The organism is Pantoea sp. LS15, from assembly GCF_012241585.1.
Lineage (GTDB): Bacteria > Pseudomonadota > Gammaproteobacteria > Enterobacterales > Enterobacteriaceae > Enterobacter.
Genome location: NZ_JAAVXA010000003.1, coordinates 268,472 through 289,917, shown reverse-complemented (window position 1 = coordinate 289,917; position 21,446 = coordinate 268,472). Strand labels below are relative to the sequence as shown.

Genomic DNA, 21,446 nt, shown 5'->3' with positions numbered 1-21,446 from the left:
TTTCGAATGTTCTTTTTAAAATAGTTTCAGAGGGACATCACCATCACCGTAAGACTCTTGCCCCGGTTTTTTTATCAAATCAAAAGCATTATCTAAAACGTCCTGGGAGGATAAACCTCCCATTTCAATCATTTTTTATCTGACCATGAGAAACCGAAATCAATATATCCTTCTGCACTTATCACTAGACACCACTTATTTTCTCCATCAAAAAAGTAATGATGCTGAGGGATATTTTCTATTGCCATATCAAGAAATAAAAAAAACTGATTGGGATTCAACCTGACAGAAAAATCAAGAGACGAATCATTTATATAGTAAATTTCATCACTATTTGAAATCACATCATGAACATCAGTATCATGAATGAATCTCTTTATATCTACCAACCAATCCTTATAGTCTCCATGTAGTTCTAAAGACCTATGAGCATTGGTCTTTGACCAGTCAATTTTTGAACCAGCCCAACTATAACTATCGGATAACTTATCCGCAATGTGTTCCCAGTCATCCACAATTTCTGGTTGTTCAGGAAGCAAAGATATTTCCTTCCTGATTTCATCATCGAGCGTCATTAAGAGCCTCTCCATGGTTTTGATGGTAAATTAAATAAATCTTGAATTTTTGTCACAACGGATTCAGGCGCATCAAACATGAAGTGCTCCCCTTTATCTTTACCGCTAAACACATTGATATGAGCTCCACTTCGTTCATCATACTCAACTCTAAAACCTGTTTTTCCATCTATTGTTGTCATCCCGACAGGTTGACCTTTAGTCGAACCAAATTTGCCTGTGTTAACTTTTTCGGCTTTAAACCCTCGCTCTTCTAACCATTTCAGAGCTTTATTTCTGGCCTGTTCATATGAGTCTTTGGATGAACAGGTTGACAATCCCAGCGGATCAATCCACCCCAACGGATTCGGCGCATACTGATAAAGGTTCCACCCACCATTCAGCCCAATCGGATCCTGCACAATAAACCGCCCGACCTGCGGGTCGTAGTAGCGGAACAGGTTATAGTGCAGCCCCGTTTCACCGTCAGCGTACTGTCCGGCATAGCGAAGCGGCTGGTGTGCCATTGCCGTGCGATTCGCAAGCCTCGAGAACCCTTCACTCTGATGGCGTACCTCGCCAAAGCTGCCGTACTGGCCGCTCCAGCGCACCGCGCCATGCTCGTCTGTCACCTCCAGCGGCGCGCCGTTCAGGTCGGTGTTGAACCAGTAAATCTCACCGCTGCTCTGGTCACGAAGGTGATCCACCCGCGCCAGCGGGCTCCAGGCCTCATTCGGGTCGTAAATATAGGTGCTGCACAGCCCGCTCTCCTGCTGCTCCTGCAGCAGGCGGTAGCCCTGCCACAGGAAGCGGGTGTCGGTGGTGCCATGCGCGGTGGTGACGATTTTGCGAGTACGGCGACCCAGCGCGTCATAGTGATAGCGCGCCTCAAACCGCCCTTCTGGTCCGGTTCCGCGGGCGGATACCAGACGGTTCTCGGCGTCATAGACATAATGCTGCTCATACAGCCCGTTGCGGCGGCTGACCAGGTTGCCCCAGTGGTCGTATTTCATAAACAGCGCCTGCCAGTGCTGCAGGCGGTTATCCGTGACCGGTACCGCATCGTCATTGGCGGCGAGGTTATCCGCGGCGTCGTAGCTGAACTGCGCGCGGCTGTGCCCCTGTCGGGCCTCGTAGTGCTTCAGCAGACGCCCTTCGGCGTCGTAGCCGTAGTCCACCTCTCCGCGCAGCGTGTCACTGACGCCGGAAAGCTCACCGCGCGCAGTATAGCGATACAGGCGTTCCAGAATCGTCTGCTCCGGCAGGGTCACGTTCGTGCTCAGTTCGCTGCGCTGTCGGGTGCGCCTGCCAAGGCTGTCATACTGGCGGAACTGCTCGCGCGCACCCTGGGTGCGGCGAACTTCACGGTGCAGGCTATCGCGGGTGAACTCGGTCACCAGTTGCTGCCCGAAGCGGATAGCACTGACGTGGCCGGAGCCGTAGTGTAGCCAGGCCAGCTTCTGCTCGCCGGGCAGCGTCAGGCCGGTCAGGTTGCTCAGGGCATCCCATTCGTAACCGACCGCGCCGTTAATGCCAGATTCGCTCAACACGCGTCCGGCGGTATCGTGGCGGTAAACGATCTCATCGCTTTCGATACCCAGAGCAACGCCCTCAGCTGTCGGCGTACGGCGGATGCGGGTGATTTGACCGCTCAGGTCACGGTAGTAGCTGTACTCCGCATGGCGCTGAGTGCGTCCAATCAGCAGCCCGCTGTCGTCATAGCTGAACTGCTGGACGCGACGGGCGATACCGCCATCGGCGGCAGGCCGTCCATTTTCTTCGAGCGCGCAGAGGAACCCTCGCGCGTCCCATTCCATATGGCGCACGGTCTCGTCCGGGCGCGTTTCGCTGAGCGGGCGGCCCACGGCGTCGTAGGTGAAGCGGTATTCCGCCCCGTTGCCGTTATCGAGTCGCAGCAGGTTGCCGCGTGGGTCGTAGCGCCACTGGCGCACGCGGCCAATACGGTCGGTGAGGCTGACCGGGAGGCCGAGCGCGTTATAGACCCAGTTCACCTCGCTTTCCAGCGGGTCGCGCCAGCCCGTAAGCTGGCCGCGTTCGTTCCACACCAGCGACTCGCGGCTGCCGTCCGGATGGATCACGGTGCTCAGCAACCCGGCACGGCTCCACTCCCGCCGCGTGGTATTCCCTTCTGCATCCTCGCTGGCAATCAGTTGTCCGAAGCGGTCGTAAGTAAAGCGGGTCACGCTACCGGAGCAGTCGGTACGCTGCGTCAGCAGCCCCTGGTGATTCCAGACCAGACGCACCACACCGCCAATGGCATCGGTGATGCTATCCGGCAGGCTTTCTTCCTCATCGGGATAGTGATACGCGGTGGCGTTACCGGCGGGATCCGTTTCCGACAGCAGGCGACCGCGAAGATCGTACATGGCCTGCGATGACGTGCCGTCCGGGTACACCGTCCGGGTGATGCGGTCAGTCAGACGATGCCAGTGATACTCCGTGTGGCGCCCCGCCGGGTCCGTCTCGCTGGTCATACGGCCATATTTGTCCCACGTGCTGCGGCGCATCGCTCCGCCGGGCAGAATGACGTCGCAGAGCTCGCCGTCGCGGTAGACAAATGTTGTCTGACGACCGTCGTAATCCGTGAAGCACGCGACGTTGTCGTCGTCATCCACCAGCCAGTGCGCCTGCGCGCCGTCATCGCGGATGGCGCGACGGATGCCGTTATCAAAATCATATTCAAACGTCAGCTGTTCGCCGCCGCTATGGCGGAAGCCGACCACGCGAGGCAGACCGTCAATCTCGCGCCAGCGGTATTCACTCAGCAGGCCGTTGGCGTCCTCGTGGGCGCTCATCAGCCCGTCCTGCCAGCTGAAGCGTCGGCGCACGCTACCGCCCCGGCCGGTCACACAGACCAGCCGGCGTTGTTCATCATAAGCGTAACTGACCAGGCAGATCTCGTCATCCAGCCAGGCGCTGGCGAGTCTGTCACGGTCGTAGCGGCAGACTACGCGCTGACCAGCGCTGTCGGTCAGGGCATGCAGGGTATGATCCGCATTCCACTCGAAGAGGATATCGTTGCCGCAGGGTTCAGAGAGGCGCTGGAGCAGTGACGGGGCATCATCCTGCAGCGGCGCATAGTGCCAGCGCTCGCCGCTGACGTCATACACCGACCAGCTGTCGTCAGAGTGATGTTCAAGCCAGTTTTTTTCGCTTTCGCAGTAGGTCCGCAGCCCTTTCGGCACCCTCGGAAAAGCGACGTAATCGCCGGACGGCGCACGCCACACCAGGCCGTCCTGATAAGGTTCAAGGCGGCTTTCCCAGAACAGACTCCAGCCGCGGCCCAGTACGCTGTCGCCGGGGTTGCCGCTGCGCCAGTAGCGCTGCCAGCGCACTGGCAGACGGGAAGGCAGGACGAAATCCAGCTCGTCATCCCCGCTGAGAAACTTCTGTCCGCTGACGATATCCACCGGGCGGGCAATGATCCCCGCCGCCGCCACGCCTGTCATCAGCGTACCAGCCCGGCAGGCAATACGAGCCAGCTTATTGATCCCAGGGATTTTCCCCAGCAGCTTAGACAGCGCCCCGACTTTGCCGGCCGCACCGCCCCAGCCGCCGATAAGCCCGGCGAACAGCAGGGTAAGATCGGAGACTTTGTAGAGCCACTCCGGGACTTCAGACTGAATGGGCAGGGTTTGCTGCGGATCGCCGCCGATGATGACGTTGTCCGAACCGGTCATCACCTTCGCGTCGCAGGTAGTTCTATCCCCGATACGGGCCGCAGGCAGGCTGTTAATAGAGACCCGCGAGGAGCCTTCGGCCATCTGCTGCGAGCCGTCGTCAGAGCACTTCACCGCGCTGTCCGTGGCCATGGCGGCAGGTTTACCGTTGATAAACACATTGGGCGAGCCGGAGGTGATGACGCCTTTCTTCGTCATACTGGATGCCCCGGCGTCTGCGATGCTGTCCCGGGCGGCGGTCGCCAGCTCCCCGGTGTAATACCCCACGGCCAGGCTGGCGCCGACGAGCAGGACGCCCACACCAAGACAGGATGCGCCAAGGCCGGCAATAAACATGGCCCCCGCCAGAATCCCCCCGGCGGCGGCAATCAGACCACCGACAATCGTTCCGGCAATCATCCCGGCCAGCGCACCGGAGTGGCCGATATCATCACCAACGCGTGCTGCTTCAAACATAACAACGGTCCCTGAAGTTACTGGTGGAAGCGGAAGCTCCTGAGAAGTTCGCCAAACAGCGCGTTGTCGGCATCATCCAGCGCGCGCGTGCAGGTCATGGTGAACACCAGAATTTTATGGCTGTCGACATTAAACACCGCCTGCTGCTGCCAGACGCGTTTCCCGTCGCGCAGGTAGCTGGCATGGACAATTTCACCCTGCAAAAGGCTGTCGCCAAGCGTCGCGTCGCTGCGTTCACCCTGCTTCCAGCCTTTGATGTGTTTTTCCATCAGGGCGAGCTGGCGATCGATATACGCGGCAAGCGTTTCGCCGGAGTTGAGGGCATCGCGGGAGATATTGAACGCTGGTGCATCCGCAGCGGGCGGCGCGAATACGTTTACGGTACGATCCTGATAGCCATCAGGAAAGTTGATCAGTCCTTCACTGAAAAGGCACTGCGAAGATGGTTCTGACATTGAGCGGGTCCCACCACATTTTTTCAGAAGCGGTAAGTTTCGCATATGTGTTTAAGGCTGACTATCCCCAGATTATTGCCCCACCGACCATGCGGAAGTGCTCCAGTTCTCTGTACCGATATCGCAAGGTTTCTGGTGAGGCTGAAATAAGGAATATGGACGATAATTTTGCGTTCTGCGATACTGATTTACTCACCCGCAAGCATAAAAAAACATCGCTATGACCACACCGACCGCCGATACATTCCAGCTCACACTGAAAAAAATACTGGCGCTCAAACCGCAGGAGAGCATTCAGCGTCTGCTGGATGCCCTGCTTCCGCAGGCTGAAAAGATGCTGGTCCGCCGTCCACGGAGTTTTTATAAAAATGGTCCGGAGATCTATCTGCTGACCGAAGGTCATTTCTGGCTTCACCGCAAGCAGGATGACCTGGAACTCAGTATGGCCACCGCACCACATATCTTCGGGCTTGCTGAGATACTGATGCCTCTGGGCGACACGACCTACGTTCGCTTTGCACCTGAGAGCGAGGTTTATGTGCTGTCAGGCCAAAAAGCGCAGCAGGTATTCAATGAGCAGCCCTTGCTATGGCAGGATGCCGCGACCGTACTGGCGTTTCATCTGCACTTCTCCACCTGGCGGGACCTGCATCTGCTTAACGACAATGCTTACGATACTGTCCGTGGAAAGCTGCTGGAACTGGAGTTAAAAGACGATGACTTTCGTCAGGCGCACTCCATCCTCAGTTATATTCAGTCCACCACTAAGCTGTCCCGCAGCACGGTCCTGCGGATCCTCAAAGACCTGACCGAAGGCGGCTACGTGGAAGCGCAGCGAGGGAAACTGATACGTATTGTTCACCTTCCGCTGCGCTACTAAGTGCTATTTTTTACGGGCCACCAGCCGCATCACCACCACGTAAAACACCGGGACGAAGAAGATGGCGAGCAACGTGGCGCTGATCATCCCGCCCATCACCCCGGTGCCGACGGCATTCTGGGCACCGCTTCCTGCACCATCGCTGATCACCAGCGGCAGAACACCCAGAATGAAGGCCAGCGAGGTCATCAGGATCGGTCTCAGTCGCATGCGTACCGCCTGCAACGTGGCCTCCAGCAGAGGTATCCCCTCTTTTAGCATCAGATCCCGGGCAAACTCGACGATCAGGATAGCGTTCTTCGCCGACAAACCGATGGTGGTCAACAGCCCGACCTGGAAGTAAACATCATTGTTCAGGCCGCGCAGCATAGCCCCTGCCAGTGCGCCAATGATACCCAGCGGGACCACCAGCATCACGGCGAACGGAACGGACCAGCTCTCATACAGGGCAGCAAGACAGAGGAACACAACCACCAGAGAGATGGCGTACAGCGCGGGAGCCTGATTGCCCGACTGCTGCTGTTGCCAGGACATGCCGGTCCACTGATAGCCAAACCCGGTTGGCAGTTTGGCGGCCAGTTTTTCCATCAGCATCATTGCCTGCCCTGAACTGCGCCCGGGTGCAGGCTCACCCAGGATCTCCATGGATGACTGGCCGTTGTAGCGCTCCAGGCGTGGTGAACCATATTCCCAGCGGGCGCGGGCAAATGCCGAGAACGGCACCATCTGGTTGTGGTTCCCCTTGACGTACCAGCTGTTGATGTCATCCGGAAGCATGCGATACGCCTGATCGGACTGCACGTAGACTTTTTTCACTCTCCCCCTGTCGAGGAAATCGTTCACGTAGGTGCCACCCAGCGCAGTAGAGATAGTGTTATTGATTGCGTCATTGCTCACGCCCAGTGCTTCCGCTTTTTGCTGATCGATATCCAGTTTCAACTGTGGGGCATCTTCCAGCCCGTTTGGTCGGACTTTGGTCACCACATTGGGGAACTTACGCGTCATCATCAACAGCTGATTTCGCGCCTGCGTCAACGCGGCATGGCCACGGTTGGCTTTGTCGATCAGCTCAAAGTCGAAGCCGGTGGCGGTACCCAAATCCGTAATGGCAGGCAGATTAAAGGCGAAAGCGACGCCGTCATGAATCGTGCGGGCAAACGTATGATTGGCACGTTGAATAATCGCCTCCACGCGGTTTGCGGCACCGTGGCGCTGAGACCAGTCTTTGAGGCTGACAAAAGCAATACCATTGTTCTGACCGTTGCCGTTAAAACCAAAGCCCGCCACGGTGAACACCGAATTCACATTCGCTGCTTCATTATGCAGATAGTAGCGCGTCACCTTATCCAGACTCGCCTGGGTCCGTGACTGCGTCGCCCCGGCAGGCAACTGCACCATGTTCATAAATACCCCCTGGTCCTCATCTGGCAGGAAAGAGGTTGGCAGGAAAACAAACATCGCGGCCATGCCGGCGACAATCAGCAGGTAAATTGCCATCATGCGCCCGGTTTTGTTGACGATGCGCGCCACACCGTTCTGATAGCGATCGGCATTGGTGTCGAACATCCGGTTAAACCAGGCAAAAAAGCCCCGCTGCGGCGCATGGTTGCCCGGCTTCAGAAGAGTGGCACACAGCGCAGGCGTCAGGATCATGGCCACCGTCACGGACAGTACCATCGCCGACACGATAGTGACGGAGAACTGGCGATAAATCGCCCCTGTCGAGCCGCCAAAGAAGGCCATCGGTACAAATACCGCGGAGAGAACCATCGTAATACCGACCAGCGCCCCCTGGATCTGCCCCATCGATTTGCGGGTCGCTTCGACGGGGGAAAGCCCCTCCTCGGTCATCACGCGCTCGACGTTTTCGACCACCACAATGGCATCGTCGACCAGCAGGCCTATCGCCAGAACCATCCCGAACATGGTCAGTGTGTTGATGGAGAACCCACAAGCGGCCAGCACCCCGAACGTGCCCAGCAACACCACAGGTACAGCAATGGTCGGGATCAGGGTGGCACGGATGTTCTGCATAAACAGGTACATGACCAGGAACACCAGCACTATCGCTTCAAGCAGCGTTTTCACCACATCGTGGATAGAAATTTTCACAAACGGTGTGGTGTCGTACGGATACACCACCTTCATTCCCGCCGGGAAAAACGGTTTCAGTGTATTAATTTCGGCTTTTATGGCTTTCGCCGTATCGAGTGCGTTCGCGCCAGTGGCCAGTTTGATCCCCAGCCCAGCCGCTGCCTCGCCGTTGTATTCCGCGCTGGAGCTGTAGTTTTCACTGCCCAGCTCAACGCGCGCCACATCACGCAGGCGAACCTCTGAGCCATCTTCATTGACGCGCAGAATAATGTTACCGAACTGCTCCGGCGTGCTTAAGCGGGTCTGAGCGATGATAGAAGCATTCAGACGCTGGGATGCCGGAGCCGGTAACGCCCCAAGCTGTCCACCCGCAATCTGGTTATTCTGCGATTTGATCGCTTTTACAACCTCTTCCGTGGTGAGCTGGTAGTTGTTCAGCTTGTTCGGATCAAGCCACACACGCATGGCATACTGCGCACCAAACAGCTGCACCTGCCCAACGCCCTGCGTCCGGCTGATCGGATCCTGCACGGTCGAGGCCACATAATCGGCCAAATCGGCCTGTGTTAAGGCACTGCCCTTCTCACCGGTGAACCCAACAACCATCAAAAAGCTGCTGCTGGCTTTCTGAACATTAATGCCCATACTCTGCACCGTGGCAGGCAGAAGCGGCATCGCCAGCTGCAGCTTATTTTGCACCTGAACCTGGGCGATATCAGGATCGGTTCCGTTTTTGAATGTCAGCGTCACAGTGGCATTGCCCATCGCGTCGCTGTTGGAAGACATATACATCAGGCCGTCGAGGCCGTTCATCTTCTGTTCGATAACCTGCGTCACCGTGTCTTCCACGGTTTTGGCATCAGCTCCCGGATAGCTGGCGGTGATCTGCACAGCGGGTGGTGCGATAGTCGGATATTGCGACACCGGCAGCTTCAGGATCGACAGGCCACCGGCAAGCATCAGCACAATGGCGATCACCCAGGCAAAAATCGGACGGCTAATAAAGAAGTTCGACATTATTTGCCCCCCGCACGATTGCCAGGCGCCCATGCTGCCATGCTGTCATCTTCGGTTGGCAAAACGGTCATCCCCGGTCGCAGCATCAGCTGACCTGTAACGATCACCCGATCACCTGCCGATAACCCCGCCGTGACACGCCATTGATTACCGGTGGCCTGCGCAGCCTGAACGCGACGCACCTGCGCCCGGTTGTGGCTGTCCACCACCATCGCCGTTGCATCACCGCGCGGTGTACGGGTAATGGCCTGCTGCGGCACCAGCAAGGCATCGGTGCGCATCCCTTCAGTGAGATGCGCACGGACAAACATTCCCGGCAGCAGCGTGCTGTCAGGGTTTGGACACACCGCGCGCACCGTAATCGACCCTGTTGTTTGGTCAACAGTGACATCAGAAAACTCAAGCTGGCACTTACTGGGATACAGACGACCATTATCCAGCTGCAGCATGACGTCTGCCTGCCCGTTCTGCTGCGTGATCTGGCCTTTTGCCATCTCGCTTTTCAGCGCCAGAAAATCATCGCTGGACTGCGTCACATCGATATAAACCGGATCCAGCTGTTGCACCGTCGCAAGCGCTGAAGACTGACTGTCGGTGACCAGCGCCCCTTCGGTTACGGAAGATTTACCAATCACGCCTGAAATTGGGGAGGTCACTTTGGTGTAGTTGAGGTTAATTTGCGCCTGTTCGACCACCGCTTTCTGGGCTACAACCTGGGCATCAGCCTGCTGAGCGTTAGCCACCGCCGTGTCATAGTCCTGCTGGCTGACATAATGGGTTTTTATCAGCGCACGGTAGCGGTTCGCCGTGAGATGCGCCTGAGTGGCCGCGGCGGTGGCTTTTGCGAGATCGCCTCTGGCACTGTTCAGCGCAGCCTGATAGGACGCAGGATCTATCTGATACAGGGACTCGCCCTCATGCACATGGCTTCCCTCCACGAAATTTCGCTTCAGGATGATGCCGCTGACCTGCGGACGCACATCAGCCACCCGAAATGCCGATACCCTGCCTGGAAGTTCGGTTTGTACAGGCAGTGACTGGCTGCGCAGTGTAACCACACCCACCGGATGGGGAGCCTGTGCGCCGGGCACCGGGGCGTTGCGGTCACACGCGGTGAGTAGCAGAGAGCAGGATATGGCCAGCCCTCCGAGTAAACGGGAATAATTGTTTTTCATCTCTTAAGCCTTTAAGTCCGAAGTTTGTTTTTTTAATATCGCCACGAACTATATCGGCCTGAATAAATAACGGGAGTGTCATTTGGTACTTTGTAAAAATTGACCTGAATAATCATTTCACCTTACTGTTTATTGCGTATCGTCAGATACGTTCCATCCTTGAAAGTCCGGTTTCTCTGCCACGGCATATTGGTGGCAGAGTTTTTTCGCCCCATAATTTCGGTGAAAGTTCCAAATGAGACTTTTTAAGGCAGCCATATCAGCTACAGTGAATACCACTTATTCAAATGGAGAAATACCCCATGAAATTTCCTACTATCATATTAGGCTTATCGACTTTCATCTTCTCAGGCATGACGCTGGCTGCTGAGCCACTGGCACCTCAGCCAGAAACGTTTGGCAGCGTGTTACAGCTAGATAAATCGCAAAAAACGCAGCTCATTAACCTGCATGCTGATGCACAGGAGTGCATGAACAATATCGATGCAAGCCAATTTAATCCGCAGGCGTTTTTAAAAATGGTTAAAACGGGTAACGTGGATGAGAAAGTATTTAAGCAACAAATAGCGATCCAGAATGGTCTGCATGAACAGGCGGCACATTGTCGAATTACGTATTACACCAACGTCAGTAAAATGCTCACGCAGGAGCAAAAAAAGAAACTCGTGGAGATGTATAAGCAGCAGGCCGCAGGGTAATTTCGCAAACCTGTTATTCATCGTGTTGCAGGCCGGGAAAACACCCCGGCATGCTCTTTCCGGAAGCCGCCTCGCAATACTGCATGACATGGTCTGGCGGCGGCTGGAGTTTGTGAAAGAGCAGAATTTCGGCCAAATACAACTCTATTTTCCTGGTAATTGCCTGTGGTAAGCCATCTGTTACTCTGGCTGTGCTTAAGGGATGACAAGGAAAAGAGATGCTGAATCCAGGATTCGTTACCCGCAATGCGCTTGCTAACTGGCAGGATGCTCCCGTTTTTTTACCTCAGTTCCAGTTTCATGAAAAACACCGAACGGTCATTCACACTACCCACCCTGAAACTATTCTGCCGTTGATCGCAAACTTTGACGTCCGGCAAGATCCGGTGATTCGCCAGTTGATGTCTTTGCGTCAATTACCGCGAAAATTAATGCGCAATACACAGGATAATTCGATCAGTAATTTTGGGTTGCACAGTTTTACCCTTTTAAAAAGCTCTGCATCTGAGCTCTGCTATGGCTTACGAGGACAATTCTGGCGTACCGATTTCAACCTGGAAAACATACCGGATGCCAGTGCTTTTCAGACGCCAGTCGCGCCGGGCCGCGCGAAACTGTTGCTACGCTACCAGGTCACAGAACTGGCGTCAGGCCAATATGAACTCTCTACGGAGACGTTCGTCTTTTGTCCGGACAGAAGTACTCTGTTAAAAATGGCAGCTTACTGGCTGGCAATACGGGCGGGCAGTGGCTGGATCCGTAAAAGGACATTAAAGGCGGTTAAGTCCACTCTTCAGGACATGGAGTAAACCTCTGACGGTGATTCCATAAGGCAAATTAAACCTACTCCGCTGTTGTTATCCGCTTTTGCGGCGAGCCAGAGTTGAACCAGGCTGCAGAGCGGATATGCTATGGCATCTTCTTTCATCCCGTATAAGGATGCGCTACTCTCACCAGTGCGTTCTCGACCAGCACGGTTCGGAACCTGTCGGCTTGCCAGCAAAAGGATAAAAAATGAAAAAAATAATTCCAGAATATACACCCGTTGATTTATCGCGTTGGGCAAGAAAAGAGCATTTTGAGGTATTTCAGGGGTTTGCTCAAAGTACATTTAACCAAACGGTTCTGATAGACATTACCGCGCTGCTGAAACATATAAAAGAGGTTGGCTGGAAATTCTACCCTACGATGATTTTCCTCCTTGCTAAAATTGTCAACCGGCATACGGAGTTCCGTATGGCCATAAAAAACAATGAGCTTGTCATTTGGAATGAAATTCATCCCAACTATACTATTTTCCATAATGAAACAGAGACCTTTTCGTCAATGTGGAGCCATTACGATGGCAATATTCAACACTTCCAGAATACTTATTCAGAAGACGTTGCACGCTATGGTAATATCCTTGCTTATTGGCCGAAGGAAGAATCTCGGGAAAATATATTTTTCGTATCGGCTATTCCCTGGGTGAGCTTTACCAGTTTTAATGTCAACGTTGCTAATATGCAGAACTTTTTTGCTCCGATGTTCACACTTGCAAAATATTACGAACAAGATGGAAAAGTATTGTTGCCTCTCGCCGTTCAGGTACACCACTCCGTGTGCGACGGTTTTCATGTGGCAAGACTGTTCAATGAATTACAAGAGCTCTGTAATGACTTGCCACATCAATAAAAGGAAATCGGGAGCTTATTAATCAGACATCAACGATAGATTCTGAATATTCCGCAATGGATGCCAGTGCTCCCCTCTCTCGAAGACCGCTTTCTCATTTATCCCGGGCCTTCACTCCCTGCCGCCAGCAGTGGCACCACCACATCGCTAATGGGAACCGGGATACCGTGCGCACGACCATAGCGTTGAATAACACCGTTACGAATATCCCACTCCAGCGGCCGGTTGGCCTGACGGTCTGCGAGGATCGATGTGCCTAAATCGGCAGGTGCGCGCTGGAAGTTTGCCAGGATCTCTTGTGCCACCTCATCGTCCAGGTTTGCCCCCTCGGCACGAGCGACGGCCAGCCCTTCACGCAAATACGCAAGCGCCAGCTCGCTAATATCCTCGCGAGAGAACATCCCGGCGCGACGATTGGCCAGCACCATCAGGCCAGCCACCGCATTTTGCAGCAGTTTGCGCCATGCCACACTGGAGAAATCTGCCGACAGTTCAACCGCACAGCGTGTGCCACGCAGGGCATCGACCACTCGTTGTGCCTGCGGGACATCCGGCAATGTCAGACGCGGTTTAGCGCGCAGCCATACTGAGGCATCCGGCTCACGCTGCGCCGGGAACCAGACCACCGACGGCAGCACCGTTGCGCCGTTGGCCCACGGCGCAAGCTGGGCTTTTTGCTCAACGCCGTTTTGCAGGGCGCAGACCACGGTGTTTTCGTCACACAGCATGCGCAGCCATCCGGCGCTGTCGGCATTTTGCGTCGTTTTTACCGCCACAAAAACCAGATCAACGGGGCGCGTGATGACGGTCGGATCCGTTAATACCGGCCCTGGCACCACCGTTTCCCCCTCATCGTGACGCAAACGTAATTCCGGGAGCGCGGTGCGTCCGCACAACAGCGGCGTGCGGCCAGCGTCATGCAGCACTGCGGCAATGGTGGTCCCAATCGCACCGGGTCCAATCAGCGCAATGGTTGGATAGTCAGACATGAGTCACTCCCCTTTTGCTAAGCCTGCTAACAGTTATACCACCCTGAGACGAGCGCGCCACCCTCGTTGTCTATACTCAACACATAACAGACAACGGAGTGCGCCATGCCTTTACCCGATTTCAAGTCTTCTGAACCTTTCACCCTCGGCATCGAACTCGAACTGCAGGTGGTGAACCCACCAGGATACGATCTCAGCCAGGACTCCTCTGCCCTTATCGCCGCCGTCAAAGACGGCATCAAAGGCGGTGAAGTGAAGCACGATATCACCGAAAGCATGCTCGAAATCGCTACTGGCGTGTGCCAGAACATCGACCAGGCAGCAGCACAGTTCTCTGTGATTCAGCAAAGCATTCTGCGCGCGGCAGCGGATCAGCATCTTCAGATCTGCGGTGGAGGAACACATCCGTTCCAGAAGTGGCAACGCCAGGAGGTATGCGACGACGAGCGCTATAACATCAGACTTGAGCGCTTTGGCTATCTGATTTTGCAGGCGACCGTGTTCGGCCAGCATGTGCACATCGGTTGCCGGACCGGGGATGACGCCATTTATCTGCTGCACGGTCTGTCACGTTTTGTGCCGCACTTTATCGCTCTGGCGGCGGCATCACCGTACATGCAAAGCACGGACACCAAGTTTGCCTCGTCACGGCTCAACATCTTTTCGGGGTTCCCGGATCACGGCCTGATGCCATGGGTGAATAACTGGCAGGAGTTTGAAGGGCTGTTCCGCCGTCTGAGTGCCACCAGCATGATCGACAGCATCAAAGATTTGCACTGGGATATTCGTCCCAGCCCACATTTCGGCACCGTAGAAGTACGAGTGATGGACACCCCGCTGACGCTCGGCCACGCGATCAATATCGCCGGGCTGATCCAGGCGACCTCGCACTGGCTGCTGGCTACCCGGCCGTTTATACACCAGGAAAAAGACTTTCTGTTGTATAACTTTAACCGTTTTCAGGCCTGTCGTTACGGGTTAGAAGGTATTCTGACGGACGTGCATACCGGTGAGCAAAAAACGGTGGCAGAAGATATTGCCTGGCTGCTTGAGCAGGTTGCACCGTCCGCCGGGAAGCTCGGTGCTACAAGCGCGATGACGGAAATAGCCCTGCTGTTAAAACAGGGCAAGAGCGAAGCGCAACGCATGCAGGATTTTATCGCCGACGGTGGTTCGCTTATTTCTCTGGTTCAGAAACACTGCGAGCTGTGGGCGACGCCCCCGTAATCCCCCTATCCTCTTCAGGAATTTCTCCGCATTGCTTTACATCCCGCGATGCCGGACAATGACATTTTTAACTGACGATTAACATTAAGATGAAACACCCGTTAGAATCGCTGCTCACAGCGGGAGGCATTTTATTGCTGGCCCTGCTTTCGTGCCTGCTGCTTCCTGCGCCCTCGCCAGGACTGGTGTTGGCGGAGAAACTGGTTACCACCTTCCATATGGTCGATCTTAACCAGCTTTACACCATTTTGTTCTGCCTGTGGTTTTTACTGCTTGGAGTTATCGAATTCTTCGTGTTGCGTTTCGTCTGGCGTCGCTGGTTTTCACTGGCGTCGTAAGCCATAAAAAAGCCGGGTGATGGCTACGCCTTACCCGGCCTGAATTTCGATACGTTCAATGCGCCCGGCTATGATTCTCTTTGCGGTATGCTCCAGGCGGCTGATTAAAGGTGCGGGTAAAGATGCGCGTAAACGTCTGCTGCGAGTCATACCCGTAGCGCAGACAGATTTCATAGACGCGCTCGTCAGATTCGCGCAAATCGCGCGCCGCCAGCAACAGCTTGCGTTCACGGATATAACGTCCCAGACTCTCCCCTTTGTACTGCATAAAGAGCCTCTGCAGGTGCCATTTTGAGTAACCCGCATGGCGAGCAATCTCGTCAATACGTAATGGCTGATGCAGATTGTCGTCGATCCACTCGACGATGGTATCAATGACTTGAGCGGAAATGGTCATACTGCTCTCCCCCTCTGCTTCTCGCTTAAACATTATTCCCACCATTCACGAAATGTTTGCGTGGTATCGCTCACCCGAACAGGCTCGCCCAACTCTGGTGTCAGCAGCCGATAGTTTTTGTCCTTACTGGCTTTTGCCAGCTGGATCAGCGGGTCGTTCCATGTGTGTTTCGCCAGTACAAAGCGCCCGTTATGCCCTGGCACGACGGCTTTTGCATTGAGATCGGCTGAAGCCTGCGCCGTTTCATCCGGCAGCATGTGGATGTACTTCCAGTCCTGGTCATACTGGCCGTTTTCCATAATGGCTAAATCCACCTCACCAAATTGTTCGCCGATAGCCCTGAAGTGCGGGCCGTACCCGGAATCACCGCTGTAGTAAACCTTCTGCTCTGGCGTGACGAACATAAAACTGCCCCACAAGGTTTGATCACGTTTGATACCGCGTCCGGAGAAGTGACGCGCTGGCAGTACATGCACCGTCAATTCATCACTGATGCGCACAGACTGGTTCCAGTCTCGCTCGTCGATAATCTCTGGTTTCATCCCCCAGTAACGCAGATGAGATCCGACACCCAGCGGCGTCACCACACGCTTCACCTTCGGTAGTAATGCTCTGATGGTGGCGTAATCCAGATGATCGTAGTGATCGTGCGAGATAATCAGCAGGTCGATTTCCGGCATGCTCTCAGCGCGCCACGGATACTCACCGGCAAACGCTTTATTCAGGAACGAGAACGGCGCGGCATAGTTGCCCAGCACCGGGTCGATCAGAATGCGTTTGCCCGCCAGCTGGAGATACCAGGAGGAGTGACCTAGCCACACCAGAGTCTCCTGCTCCAGCGGCAGGCTCGCGAGATCGGTTTTCACCAACGGCAGCGGCTGTGCCGGGCGTGCGTTTTCAGTTTTTTTGGTCAGAAACTCCCACATCGCCACCAGCATATTTTTGTCACCGTTATAACCCGGTGTCGGCAACGTATTGTGGAATTTCCCGTCACGATGTTGTGGGGAAGCCTCGACTTCCGTGAGCTGAGCCCCCTGCGGGGACTGGCCAAATCCGGCATTCAGAACAAACGGAAAACTTGCAGCTGAAGCAATAATCATGACAAACACCACGCAGATGAATTGAGGTTTTTTCATATCCTGACCCGAAAACGCGCGCCATCCGATGGGTTACGCAGGGTAAACTTGATTATGAGTGAGTAAGCACTCATTATAGATGTGATGATAAAGTCGTCAAGACGTTTTCGATCTTTGACATTCCGCGTTGCAGCGTGTCAAAGCACGTGTTTCAATCAGGGTTTTTAATAATTGACAGGGGGAAAAATTTAGTGGCACGTCCGAAGAGTGAAGATAAAAAACAGGCCTTACTGGAAGCCGCAACAGTGGCGTTTGCACAGTCAGGTATTGCCGCCTCAACGGCACTCATCGCCCGAAACGCGGGCGTCGCCGAAGGGACTCTGTTTCGCTACTTTGCTACCAAAGACGATCTGCTGAATGCCCTCTATCTGCATCTGAAGCAGGATCTCTGTCAGGCAATGCTATCCAACCTGGATCGCAGCCTTACCACGCCAAAAGAGCACACGCGAAACATCTGGAATAGCTACGTTGACTGGGGGATCAAAAACCCTCTCGCCCACGCCGCGATCCGTCAGCTTGGCGTGAGTGAAAAGATCAACGCTGAAACTGAGCAGGCCGTGAGAGAGATGTTCCCCGAATTGCATGAACTCTGCCGCCGCTCGGTGCGTCATGTATTTATGTCTGATGAATTTAAAACGTTCGGCGATGCGCTGTTTTTATCGCTGGCCGAAGCGACGATGGAGTTTGCCACCCGCGATCCTTCCCGCGCCGTTGATTTTAAAGCACTCGGCTTTGAGGTGATGTGGCGCGGGCTTGCCCAGGAGGAGAACGATGGAGAGTAAGGCATTGCAGGAGCACGCAAAACGCGTGGCGCTGGAGTTGCCGTTCACCGAACACTGTTGGCCTTTCGGGCCGGAGTTTGACGTGTTTAAAGTGGGCGGAAAAATTTTCATGATTGTGGCCGTCGCGCACGGACGGCCACACGTCAGCCTGAAATCAGACCCGGAGAAATCCCTGCTAAATCAGCAGATCTATCGCGGGATAGAGCCGGGCTATCATCTGAGTAAAAAGCACTGGATTTCCCTTTACGGCACTGACGATGTGACACCGGAACTGGTTACCGACCTCATCAATGATTCCTGGCATCTGGTGGTGGATAAGCTGCCGAAAAAAGACCAGAAGTGGATCCGTCCGGCCTGATTGTTCGTCTGAGACGAACAGAGTAAGCGCTCGAATTGCACTTATCTTTTTCCGCGTCGCGCTGTAATCTGCTCACCTTTCGCGCCCACGCACGGGCGAATTTTATCACCAGGAGTTGTTATGGATATCATTTCTGTCGCTCTGAAACGCCACTCCACCAAGGCGTTCGACGCAAGCAAAAAACTGACCGCTGAAGAAGCGGAAAAAATCAAAACCCTGCTGCAGTACAGCCCGTCCAGCACCAACTCCCAGCCGTGGCATTTTATTGTTGCCAGCACCGAGGAAGGTAAAGCGCGCGTGGCGAAGTCTGCTGCGGGCACCTATGTCTTCAACGAACGCAAAATGCTGGATGCTTCTCACGTGGTAGTGTTCTGTGCGAAAACGGCGATGGATGACGCCTGGCTGGAGCGCGTTGTGGATCAGGAAGAAGCTGATGGCCGCTTTGCGACACCAGAAGCGAAAGCCGCGAACCACAAAGGCCGCACCTATTTTGCTGACATGCACCGCGTGGATCTGAAAGATGACGACCAGTGGATGGCGAAACAGGTTTATCTGAACGTCGGTAACTTCCTGCTGGGTGTGGGTGCGATGGGTCTGGACGCGGTACCGATTGAAGGTTTCGACGCTGCGATCCTCGACGAAGAATTTGGTCTGAAAGCGAAAGGCTTTACCAGCCTGGTGGTGGTGCCTGTTGGCCACCACAGCGTGGAAGATTTCAATGCCACGCTGCCGAAATCTCGCCTGCCGCTTAGCACGGTTGTGACCGAGTGCTAAACAAAACGGGCCGCTCAGTGCGGCCCGTTACGTTTTGCTGATCACCAGTCTGCGATGCGGATGAACGTCACGATCGTAACCCCACGCAAACGTGATCCATCGTTCTTCCAGCTCCGCGTATGAATGAACTGGCGTTAATTGCCAGGCTTCCCCTTCCGTACCGTCCGCCACGCTAATACGATAATTCATGGTAAATGCCCAGTCGATCATGCGTAGCCAAAACCGCTGCCCATCTCCGGTTTGTTCGCTGTCTGACACAACAATATCGTATTCGTTTAGTACCCACTGAAAGAACAATTGCGGCAATCCGTTTATTACGGGTTGATGGACAGCGCGGGGGGTACGCCAGACCATAACTTGCGTAGCGGCACCGTGTGGAAAAGTAATTTCATTATGAAATGTCAACTTAACGGCATACGCGGTATAGGGTTTGCCACCTTCGGTGGTCACGAGACGGTACTCATTGCTGAACCGTGATTTCAGGAGACGATATCCGACTGGCAACATAAACCCCGGCAACTGAAAATCAGCCGTACCACGCGCCAGAAAAGCTTCGGTGTGTTCAACGTTTCGGGAGATAAGCCCTAGTTTTTGGCTGAAATCTGCGGAATCAATCATCAGTGGCGACATCGTGGTTTCTCATCGCGTAAGTATAATCCACTTTACTACCCATCTGAATGGTGTAGTTCAGGGGTGGGTTAGAATGAAAATTCACCTTACGCGTTTAAAACCGATATAACACAACTCGCTGTGATTCCCTGCAAGCTGCTCGCAAAAAACTTACTTCACTGGGTTCCCTGCGTGCCAAATCCGCTCCGCATACCGCCCTATCACCGCCAGCGACACCGCCAGAATCAGGAAGAACACCACCTTATTCATGCCGTCCCAGAAGTACTCGAAATAGCGTGTATAAAGGTTGATGGCGAGAAACGTCAGGCCAAAGCCACGTAGCATACCGTCGTCGGTTTTCAGGCTGATATAAATGCAGATTACCGCGGACACCGCGAACAGCAGCGCCCACGGCAGAAGCGAAGCCTGCGTCACGCTGTACCAGTTATCAATATCGTAATTGCCAAAAATCGACATGATCCACAGGGCGACAAACAGGTACGTTAACCCCATTGCTTTGCTGGTCGTGTAGAGTTGTCGCGCCTGCAATAACGCCCGCAGAACCCAGCACAACGCCAGCAGTCCACCACCGAAGAAGATAAACCGTACCGGGTAGTTCATCCCCAGCCAGTACGCGCCCCAGCCGGATACATAGCCCGTCTCAGCACCAAACCAGTTGCCGAGTGAAAGCAGGAAAAACAGCCACACCAGCCCCGAGCGACCAAAAAAGCCCACCAGCCCGTAAATAACGCAACCTGCCAGGAACAGTGGCGCAACGTGGCCGCTGCCGTTATCGAGCCGTTCACCAAGCTGCCAGAGCGCGATGGCGGTAAAGAAGACCCCAAGGAACAGGATCGCCTCAGTGCTGTAGTGCCACTGGGTTTCCCGCCGCTGTCGACTGAATCCCCACAGGTAAAACAGCACCGCTATCAGCGCCGGTAACCCGATGCGGGCGAAAGAAGAGAAAGCGAAGAATTCGATAATACGCGCCATTAACTCACTGTCGGAGAACAGGCTGCCAATGGCGATGATCACGCAGGCGAGTGCCGTCCAGAAGGCGTAGCGGCTAAGGCGCTGCCAGTCCATGGTGACGCGTTTCAGGGTACCGGTCAGCCGTTGATGTTCGTCGTGGGTTAACACACCGTCCTGTTGCCACTCATCGAGTGCGCGACGTAAAAGCCGCTCCTGTTTTCGGGTAACGTTCATTTTGCCTGCTCCGCCAGCCATTCCATTGCTTTTTCCCCCGCGTCATCCACTGGCAGATAAACCAGCAGTCGCGAACCGTTGCGTGGGGCAGAGTACCAGTACATTTGTTGCAGGGTAAACTCCCCAAGTTCAGGGTGGGTGAATAGCTTGAGCTGGTTTTCCACGCCGCGCACCTCGTTACGCTGGTGCCACAGGGTTTTAAACTCGTCAGATACCGCGAAGAAGCGTGCCAGTTTAGCTTCCCACAGCGGGTCACCCCGATGCTCGGCCATCGCCGCCCGGAAATAGGAGACAAATATCGGCAGTACATCGTCACGTCTGCCAAGCCGAGCACGCCACGCAGGATGCGTGAGGAACAGATAAATACAGTTGCGATCTTCCGGCGGGATCGCATTGAAATCGACGCCCATCAGATGACCAAAGCTGTCGTTCCACGCCACGATATCGAAATTCGGTTTCTGAATGCTGGCCGGTTTTGGCATCAGCGTATCCAGCAGGCGGCGCGTACCTTCGCTGATCCCCTCGCAGCAGGTCGCCTGCGGCGCTTCACCCGGTGGTAACCCGGCCAGTACAAACAGATGCCGTGTTTCAGTCGGGGTACATTGCAGTGCTTTTGCGACGGCGGCCATGACCGCGCTGGAAGGATTAACATCCCTGCCCTGCTCAAGCCAGGTGTACCAGGTGACGCCCACATCAGCTAACAGAGCGACCTCTTCCCGGCGCAACCCCGGCGTGCGTCGACGACCACTGCGCGGAAGGCCGAGACGCTGCGGATCGAGGCTTTCGCGACGGGCACGCAGAAATGCCCCCAGCTGTTTTCGGGTGTCATCTTTCAGCGAGATGACAGGTTCAGACATCAGCGCCATAAATCCCCCTGCATGGTAGTGCCAGTACCAGTATAGGCAAGAACTGGTACCCGTTTATCA

General features: G+C 54.7%; 20 protein-coding genes. 9 read left to right on the top strand and 11 right to left on the bottom strand.

The window, feature by feature from the left end:
• Nucleotides 1-128: 128 nt before the first annotated feature.
• Genes HED65_RS07265 through HED65_RS07255 form a run of 3 tightly spaced genes read right to left on the bottom strand, consistent with a single transcriptional unit; the run spans nt 129 to nt 5,166 of the window.
• Complete coding sequence (locus HED65_RS07265) at nt 129-575, bottom strand: type IV secretion protein Rhs (protein ID WP_114978026.1); 447 nt, start codon at nt 573-575, stop codon at nt 129-131.
• On the bottom strand, nt 575-4,711 hold the full coding sequence (locus tag HED65_RS07260; protein WP_168112374.1) for an RHS repeat-associated core domain-containing protein: 4,137 nt from the start codon (nt 4,709-4,711) through the stop codon (nt 575-577). The genes HED65_RS07265 and HED65_RS07260 overlap by 1 nt, the downstream gene beginning before the upstream one ends.
• A gap of 17 nt (nt 4,712-4,728) precedes the next feature.
• On the bottom strand, nt 4,729-5,166 hold the full coding sequence (locus tag HED65_RS07255; protein ID WP_114978025.1) for a DcrB-related protein: 438 nt from the start codon (nt 5,164-5,166) through the stop codon (nt 4,729-4,731).
• 220 nt (nt 5,167-5,386) lie between these two features.
• Here HED65_RS07255 and HED65_RS07250 point away from each other — a divergent pair, with 220 nt between their 5' ends.
• Nucleotides 5,387-6,046 carry a helix-turn-helix domain-containing protein gene (locus HED65_RS07250; protein ID WP_114978023.1) on the top strand — a complete coding sequence of 220 codons (660 nt, stop codon included), beginning with the start codon at nt 5,387-5,389 and terminating at the stop codon, nt 6,044-6,046.
• A 3-nt stretch (nt 6,047-6,049) separates the two neighbouring features.
• Here the strand turns inward: HED65_RS07250 and HED65_RS07245 are convergent, their stop codons facing one another.
• Nucleotides 6,050-9,157, bottom strand: coding sequence for an efflux RND transporter permease subunit (locus tag HED65_RS07245; RefSeq protein ID WP_114978022.1), 3,108 nt, complete (start codon nt 9,155-9,157; stop codon nt 6,050-6,052).
• Nucleotides 9,157-10,332 carry an efflux RND transporter periplasmic adaptor subunit gene (locus tag HED65_RS07240; RefSeq protein WP_114978021.1) on the bottom strand — a complete coding sequence of 392 codons (1,176 nt, stop codon included), beginning with the start codon at nt 10,330-10,332 and terminating at the stop codon, nt 9,157-9,159. Before HED65_RS07240 ends, HED65_RS07245 begins: the two co-directional genes overlap by 1 nt.
• 302 nt (nt 10,333-10,634) lie before the next feature.
• Between HED65_RS07240 and HED65_RS07235 the strand changes: the two genes are divergently transcribed.
• The 3 genes from HED65_RS07235 (at nt 10,635) to catA (ending at nt 12,704) form a co-directional block, all read left to right on the top strand.
• Entirely contained in the window at nt 10,635-11,030 is a 396-nt protein-coding gene (locus tag HED65_RS07235) for a Spy/CpxP family protein refolding chaperone (RefSeq protein WP_164881355.1), read from the top strand.
• Between the two features lie 218 nt (nt 11,031-11,248).
• Nucleotides 11,249-11,839, top strand: a complete 591-nt coding sequence (locus tag HED65_RS07230) for a hypothetical protein (RefSeq protein WP_114978019.1) — start codon at nt 11,249-11,251, stop codon at nt 11,837-11,839.
• Nucleotides 11,840-12,044: 205 nt separating this feature from the next.
• Nucleotides 12,045-12,704: a type A chloramphenicol O-acetyltransferase gene (gene catA / locus HED65_RS07225; RefSeq protein ID WP_114978018.1), complete on the top strand. Its 660-nt coding sequence runs from the start codon at nt 12,045-12,047 to the stop codon at nt 12,702-12,704.
• A gap of 98 nt (nt 12,705-12,802) precedes the next feature.
• On the opposite strand, the gene HED65_RS07220 is transcribed toward catA, so the two are convergent.
• On the bottom strand, nt 12,803-13,693 hold the full coding sequence (locus tag HED65_RS07220; RefSeq protein WP_114978017.1) for an oxidoreductase: 891 nt from the start codon (nt 13,691-13,693) through the stop codon (nt 12,803-12,805).
• Between the two features lie 105 nt (nt 13,694-13,798).
• On the opposite strand from HED65_RS07220, the gene HED65_RS07215 reads away from it, so the two are divergent.
• Both HED65_RS07215 and HED65_RS07210 read left to right on the top strand, forming a co-directional pair.
• The gene (locus tag HED65_RS07215; protein ID WP_114978016.1) at nt 13,799-14,920 is read left to right on the top strand and encodes a YbdK family carboxylate-amine ligase; all 1,122 of its coding nucleotides are present in this window, start codon (nt 13,799-13,801) and stop codon (nt 14,918-14,920) included.
• An 89-nt stretch (nt 14,921-15,009) separates the two neighbouring features.
• A complete protein-coding gene (locus HED65_RS07210) occupies nt 15,010-15,258 on the top strand; it encodes a DUF1158 domain-containing protein (protein ID WP_028018441.1) in 249 nt (82 codons plus the stop codon).
• 55 nt (nt 15,259-15,313) lie between these two features.
• Here HED65_RS07210 and HED65_RS07205 read toward each other — a convergent pair whose 3' ends face one another.
• Complete coding sequence (locus tag HED65_RS07205; protein ID WP_028018442.1) at nt 15,314-15,655, bottom strand: RamA family antibiotic efflux transcriptional regulator; 342 nt, start codon at nt 15,653-15,655, stop codon at nt 15,314-15,316.
• Between the two features lie 32 nt (nt 15,656-15,687).
• On the bottom strand, nt 15,688-16,791 hold the full coding sequence (locus HED65_RS07200) for an MBL fold metallo-hydrolase (protein WP_114978015.1): 1,104 nt from the start codon (nt 16,789-16,791) through the stop codon (nt 15,688-15,690).
• Nucleotides 16,792-16,982: 191 nt separating this feature from the next.
• Here HED65_RS07200 and HED65_RS07195 point away from each other — a divergent pair, with 191 nt between their 5' ends.
• The 3 genes from HED65_RS07195 to nfsB all read left to right on the top strand — a co-directional run bounded on the left by HED65_RS07195 (nt 16,983) and on the right by nfsB (nt 18,705).
• A complete protein-coding gene (locus HED65_RS07195; RefSeq protein ID WP_114978014.1) occupies nt 16,983-17,573 on the top strand; it encodes a TetR/AcrR family transcriptional regulator in 591 nt (196 codons plus the stop codon).
• Nucleotides 17,563-17,931: an MmcQ/YjbR family DNA-binding protein gene (locus tag HED65_RS07190; RefSeq protein WP_114978013.1), complete on the top strand. Its 369-nt coding sequence runs from the start codon at nt 17,563-17,565 to the stop codon at nt 17,929-17,931. The genes HED65_RS07195 and HED65_RS07190 overlap by 11 nt, the downstream gene beginning before the upstream one ends.
• Nucleotides 17,932-18,051: 120 nt before the next feature.
• A complete protein-coding gene (gene nfsB / locus HED65_RS07185) occupies nt 18,052-18,705 on the top strand; it encodes an oxygen-insensitive NAD(P)H nitroreductase (RefSeq protein WP_114978012.1) in 654 nt (217 codons plus the stop codon).
• 27 nt (nt 18,706-18,732) lie between these two features.
• Here the strand turns inward: nfsB and HED65_RS07180 are convergent, their stop codons facing one another.
• The 3 genes from HED65_RS07180 to HED65_RS07170 all read right to left on the bottom strand — a co-directional run bounded on the left by HED65_RS07180 (nt 18,733) and on the right by HED65_RS07170 (nt 21,386).
• Entirely contained in the window at nt 18,733-19,335 is a 603-nt protein-coding gene (locus HED65_RS07180) for a hypothetical protein (RefSeq protein WP_114978011.1), read from the bottom strand.
• Nucleotides 19,336-19,485: 150 nt separating this feature from the next.
• Nucleotides 19,486-20,520: a DUF2157 domain-containing protein gene (locus tag HED65_RS07175; protein WP_114978010.1), complete on the bottom strand. Its 1,035-nt coding sequence runs from the start codon at nt 20,518-20,520 to the stop codon at nt 19,486-19,488.
• Nucleotides 20,517-21,386 (bottom strand): helix-turn-helix transcriptional regulator, encoded by an 870-nt coding sequence (locus HED65_RS07170; protein ID WP_114978009.1) that lies wholly within the window; start codon nt 21,384-21,386, stop codon nt 20,517-20,519. The genes HED65_RS07175 and HED65_RS07170 overlap by 4 nt, the downstream gene beginning before the upstream one ends.
• Nucleotides 21,387-21,446: the final 60 nt, after the last annotated feature.

Coding starts and splice junctions, on each gene's coding strand:
- HED65_RS07215 (WP_114978016.1), top strand. CDS start 13,799: ATGCCTTTACCCGATTTCAAGTCTTCTGAACCTTTCACCCTCGGCATC.
- HED65_RS07245 (WP_114978022.1), bottom strand. CDS start 9,157: ATGTCGAACTTCTTTATTAGCCGTCCGATTTTTGCCTGGGTGATCGCC.
- HED65_RS07200 (WP_114978015.1), bottom strand. CDS start 16,791: ATGAAAAAACCTCAATTCATCTGCGTGGTGTTTGTCATGATTATTGCT.
- HED65_RS07190 (WP_114978013.1), top strand. CDS start 17,563: ATGGAGAGTAAGGCATTGCAGGAGCACGCAAAACGCGTGGCGCTGGAG.
- HED65_RS07265 (WP_114978026.1), bottom strand. CDS start 575: ATGACGCTCGATGATGAAATCAGGAAGGAAATATCTTTGCTTCCTGAA.
- HED65_RS07230 (WP_114978019.1), top strand. CDS start 11,249: ATGCTGAATCCAGGATTCGTTACCCGCAATGCGCTTGCTAACTGGCAG.
- HED65_RS07250 (WP_114978023.1), top strand. CDS start 5,387: ATGACCACACCGACCGCCGATACATTCCAGCTCACACTGAAAAAAATA.
- HED65_RS07180 (WP_114978011.1), bottom strand. CDS start 19,335: ATGTCGCCACTGATGATTGATTCCGCAGATTTCAGCCAAAAACTAGGG.
- HED65_RS07235 (WP_164881355.1), top strand. CDS start 10,635: ATGAAATTTCCTACTATCATATTAGGCTTATCGACTTTCATCTTCTCA.
- catA (WP_114978018.1), top strand. CDS start 12,045: ATGAAAAAAATAATTCCAGAATATACACCCGTTGATTTATCGCGTTGG.
- HED65_RS07205 (WP_028018442.1), bottom strand. CDS start 15,655: ATGACCATTTCCGCTCAAGTCATTGATACCATCGTCGAGTGGATCGAC.
- nfsB (WP_114978012.1), top strand. CDS start 18,052: ATGGATATCATTTCTGTCGCTCTGAAACGCCACTCCACCAAGGCGTTC.
- HED65_RS07175 (WP_114978010.1), bottom strand. CDS start 20,520: ATGAACGTTACCCGAAAACAGGAGCGGCTTTTACGTCGCGCACTCGAT.
- HED65_RS07170 (WP_114978009.1), bottom strand. CDS start 21,386: ATGGCGCTGATGTCTGAACCTGTCATCTCGCTGAAAGATGACACCCGA.
- HED65_RS07260 (WP_168112374.1), bottom strand. CDS start 4,711: ATGTTTGAAGCAGCACGCGTTGGTGATGATATCGGCCACTCCGGTGCG.
- HED65_RS07210 (WP_028018441.1), top strand. CDS start 15,010: ATGAAACACCCGTTAGAATCGCTGCTCACAGCGGGAGGCATTTTATTG.
- HED65_RS07255 (WP_114978025.1), bottom strand. CDS start 5,166: ATGTCAGAACCATCTTCGCAGTGCCTTTTCAGTGAAGGACTGATCAAC.
- HED65_RS07220 (WP_114978017.1), bottom strand. CDS start 13,693: ATGTCTGACTATCCAACCATTGCGCTGATTGGACCCGGTGCGATTGGG.
- HED65_RS07240 (WP_114978021.1), bottom strand. CDS start 10,332: ATGAAAAACAATTATTCCCGTTTACTCGGAGGGCTGGCCATATCCTGC.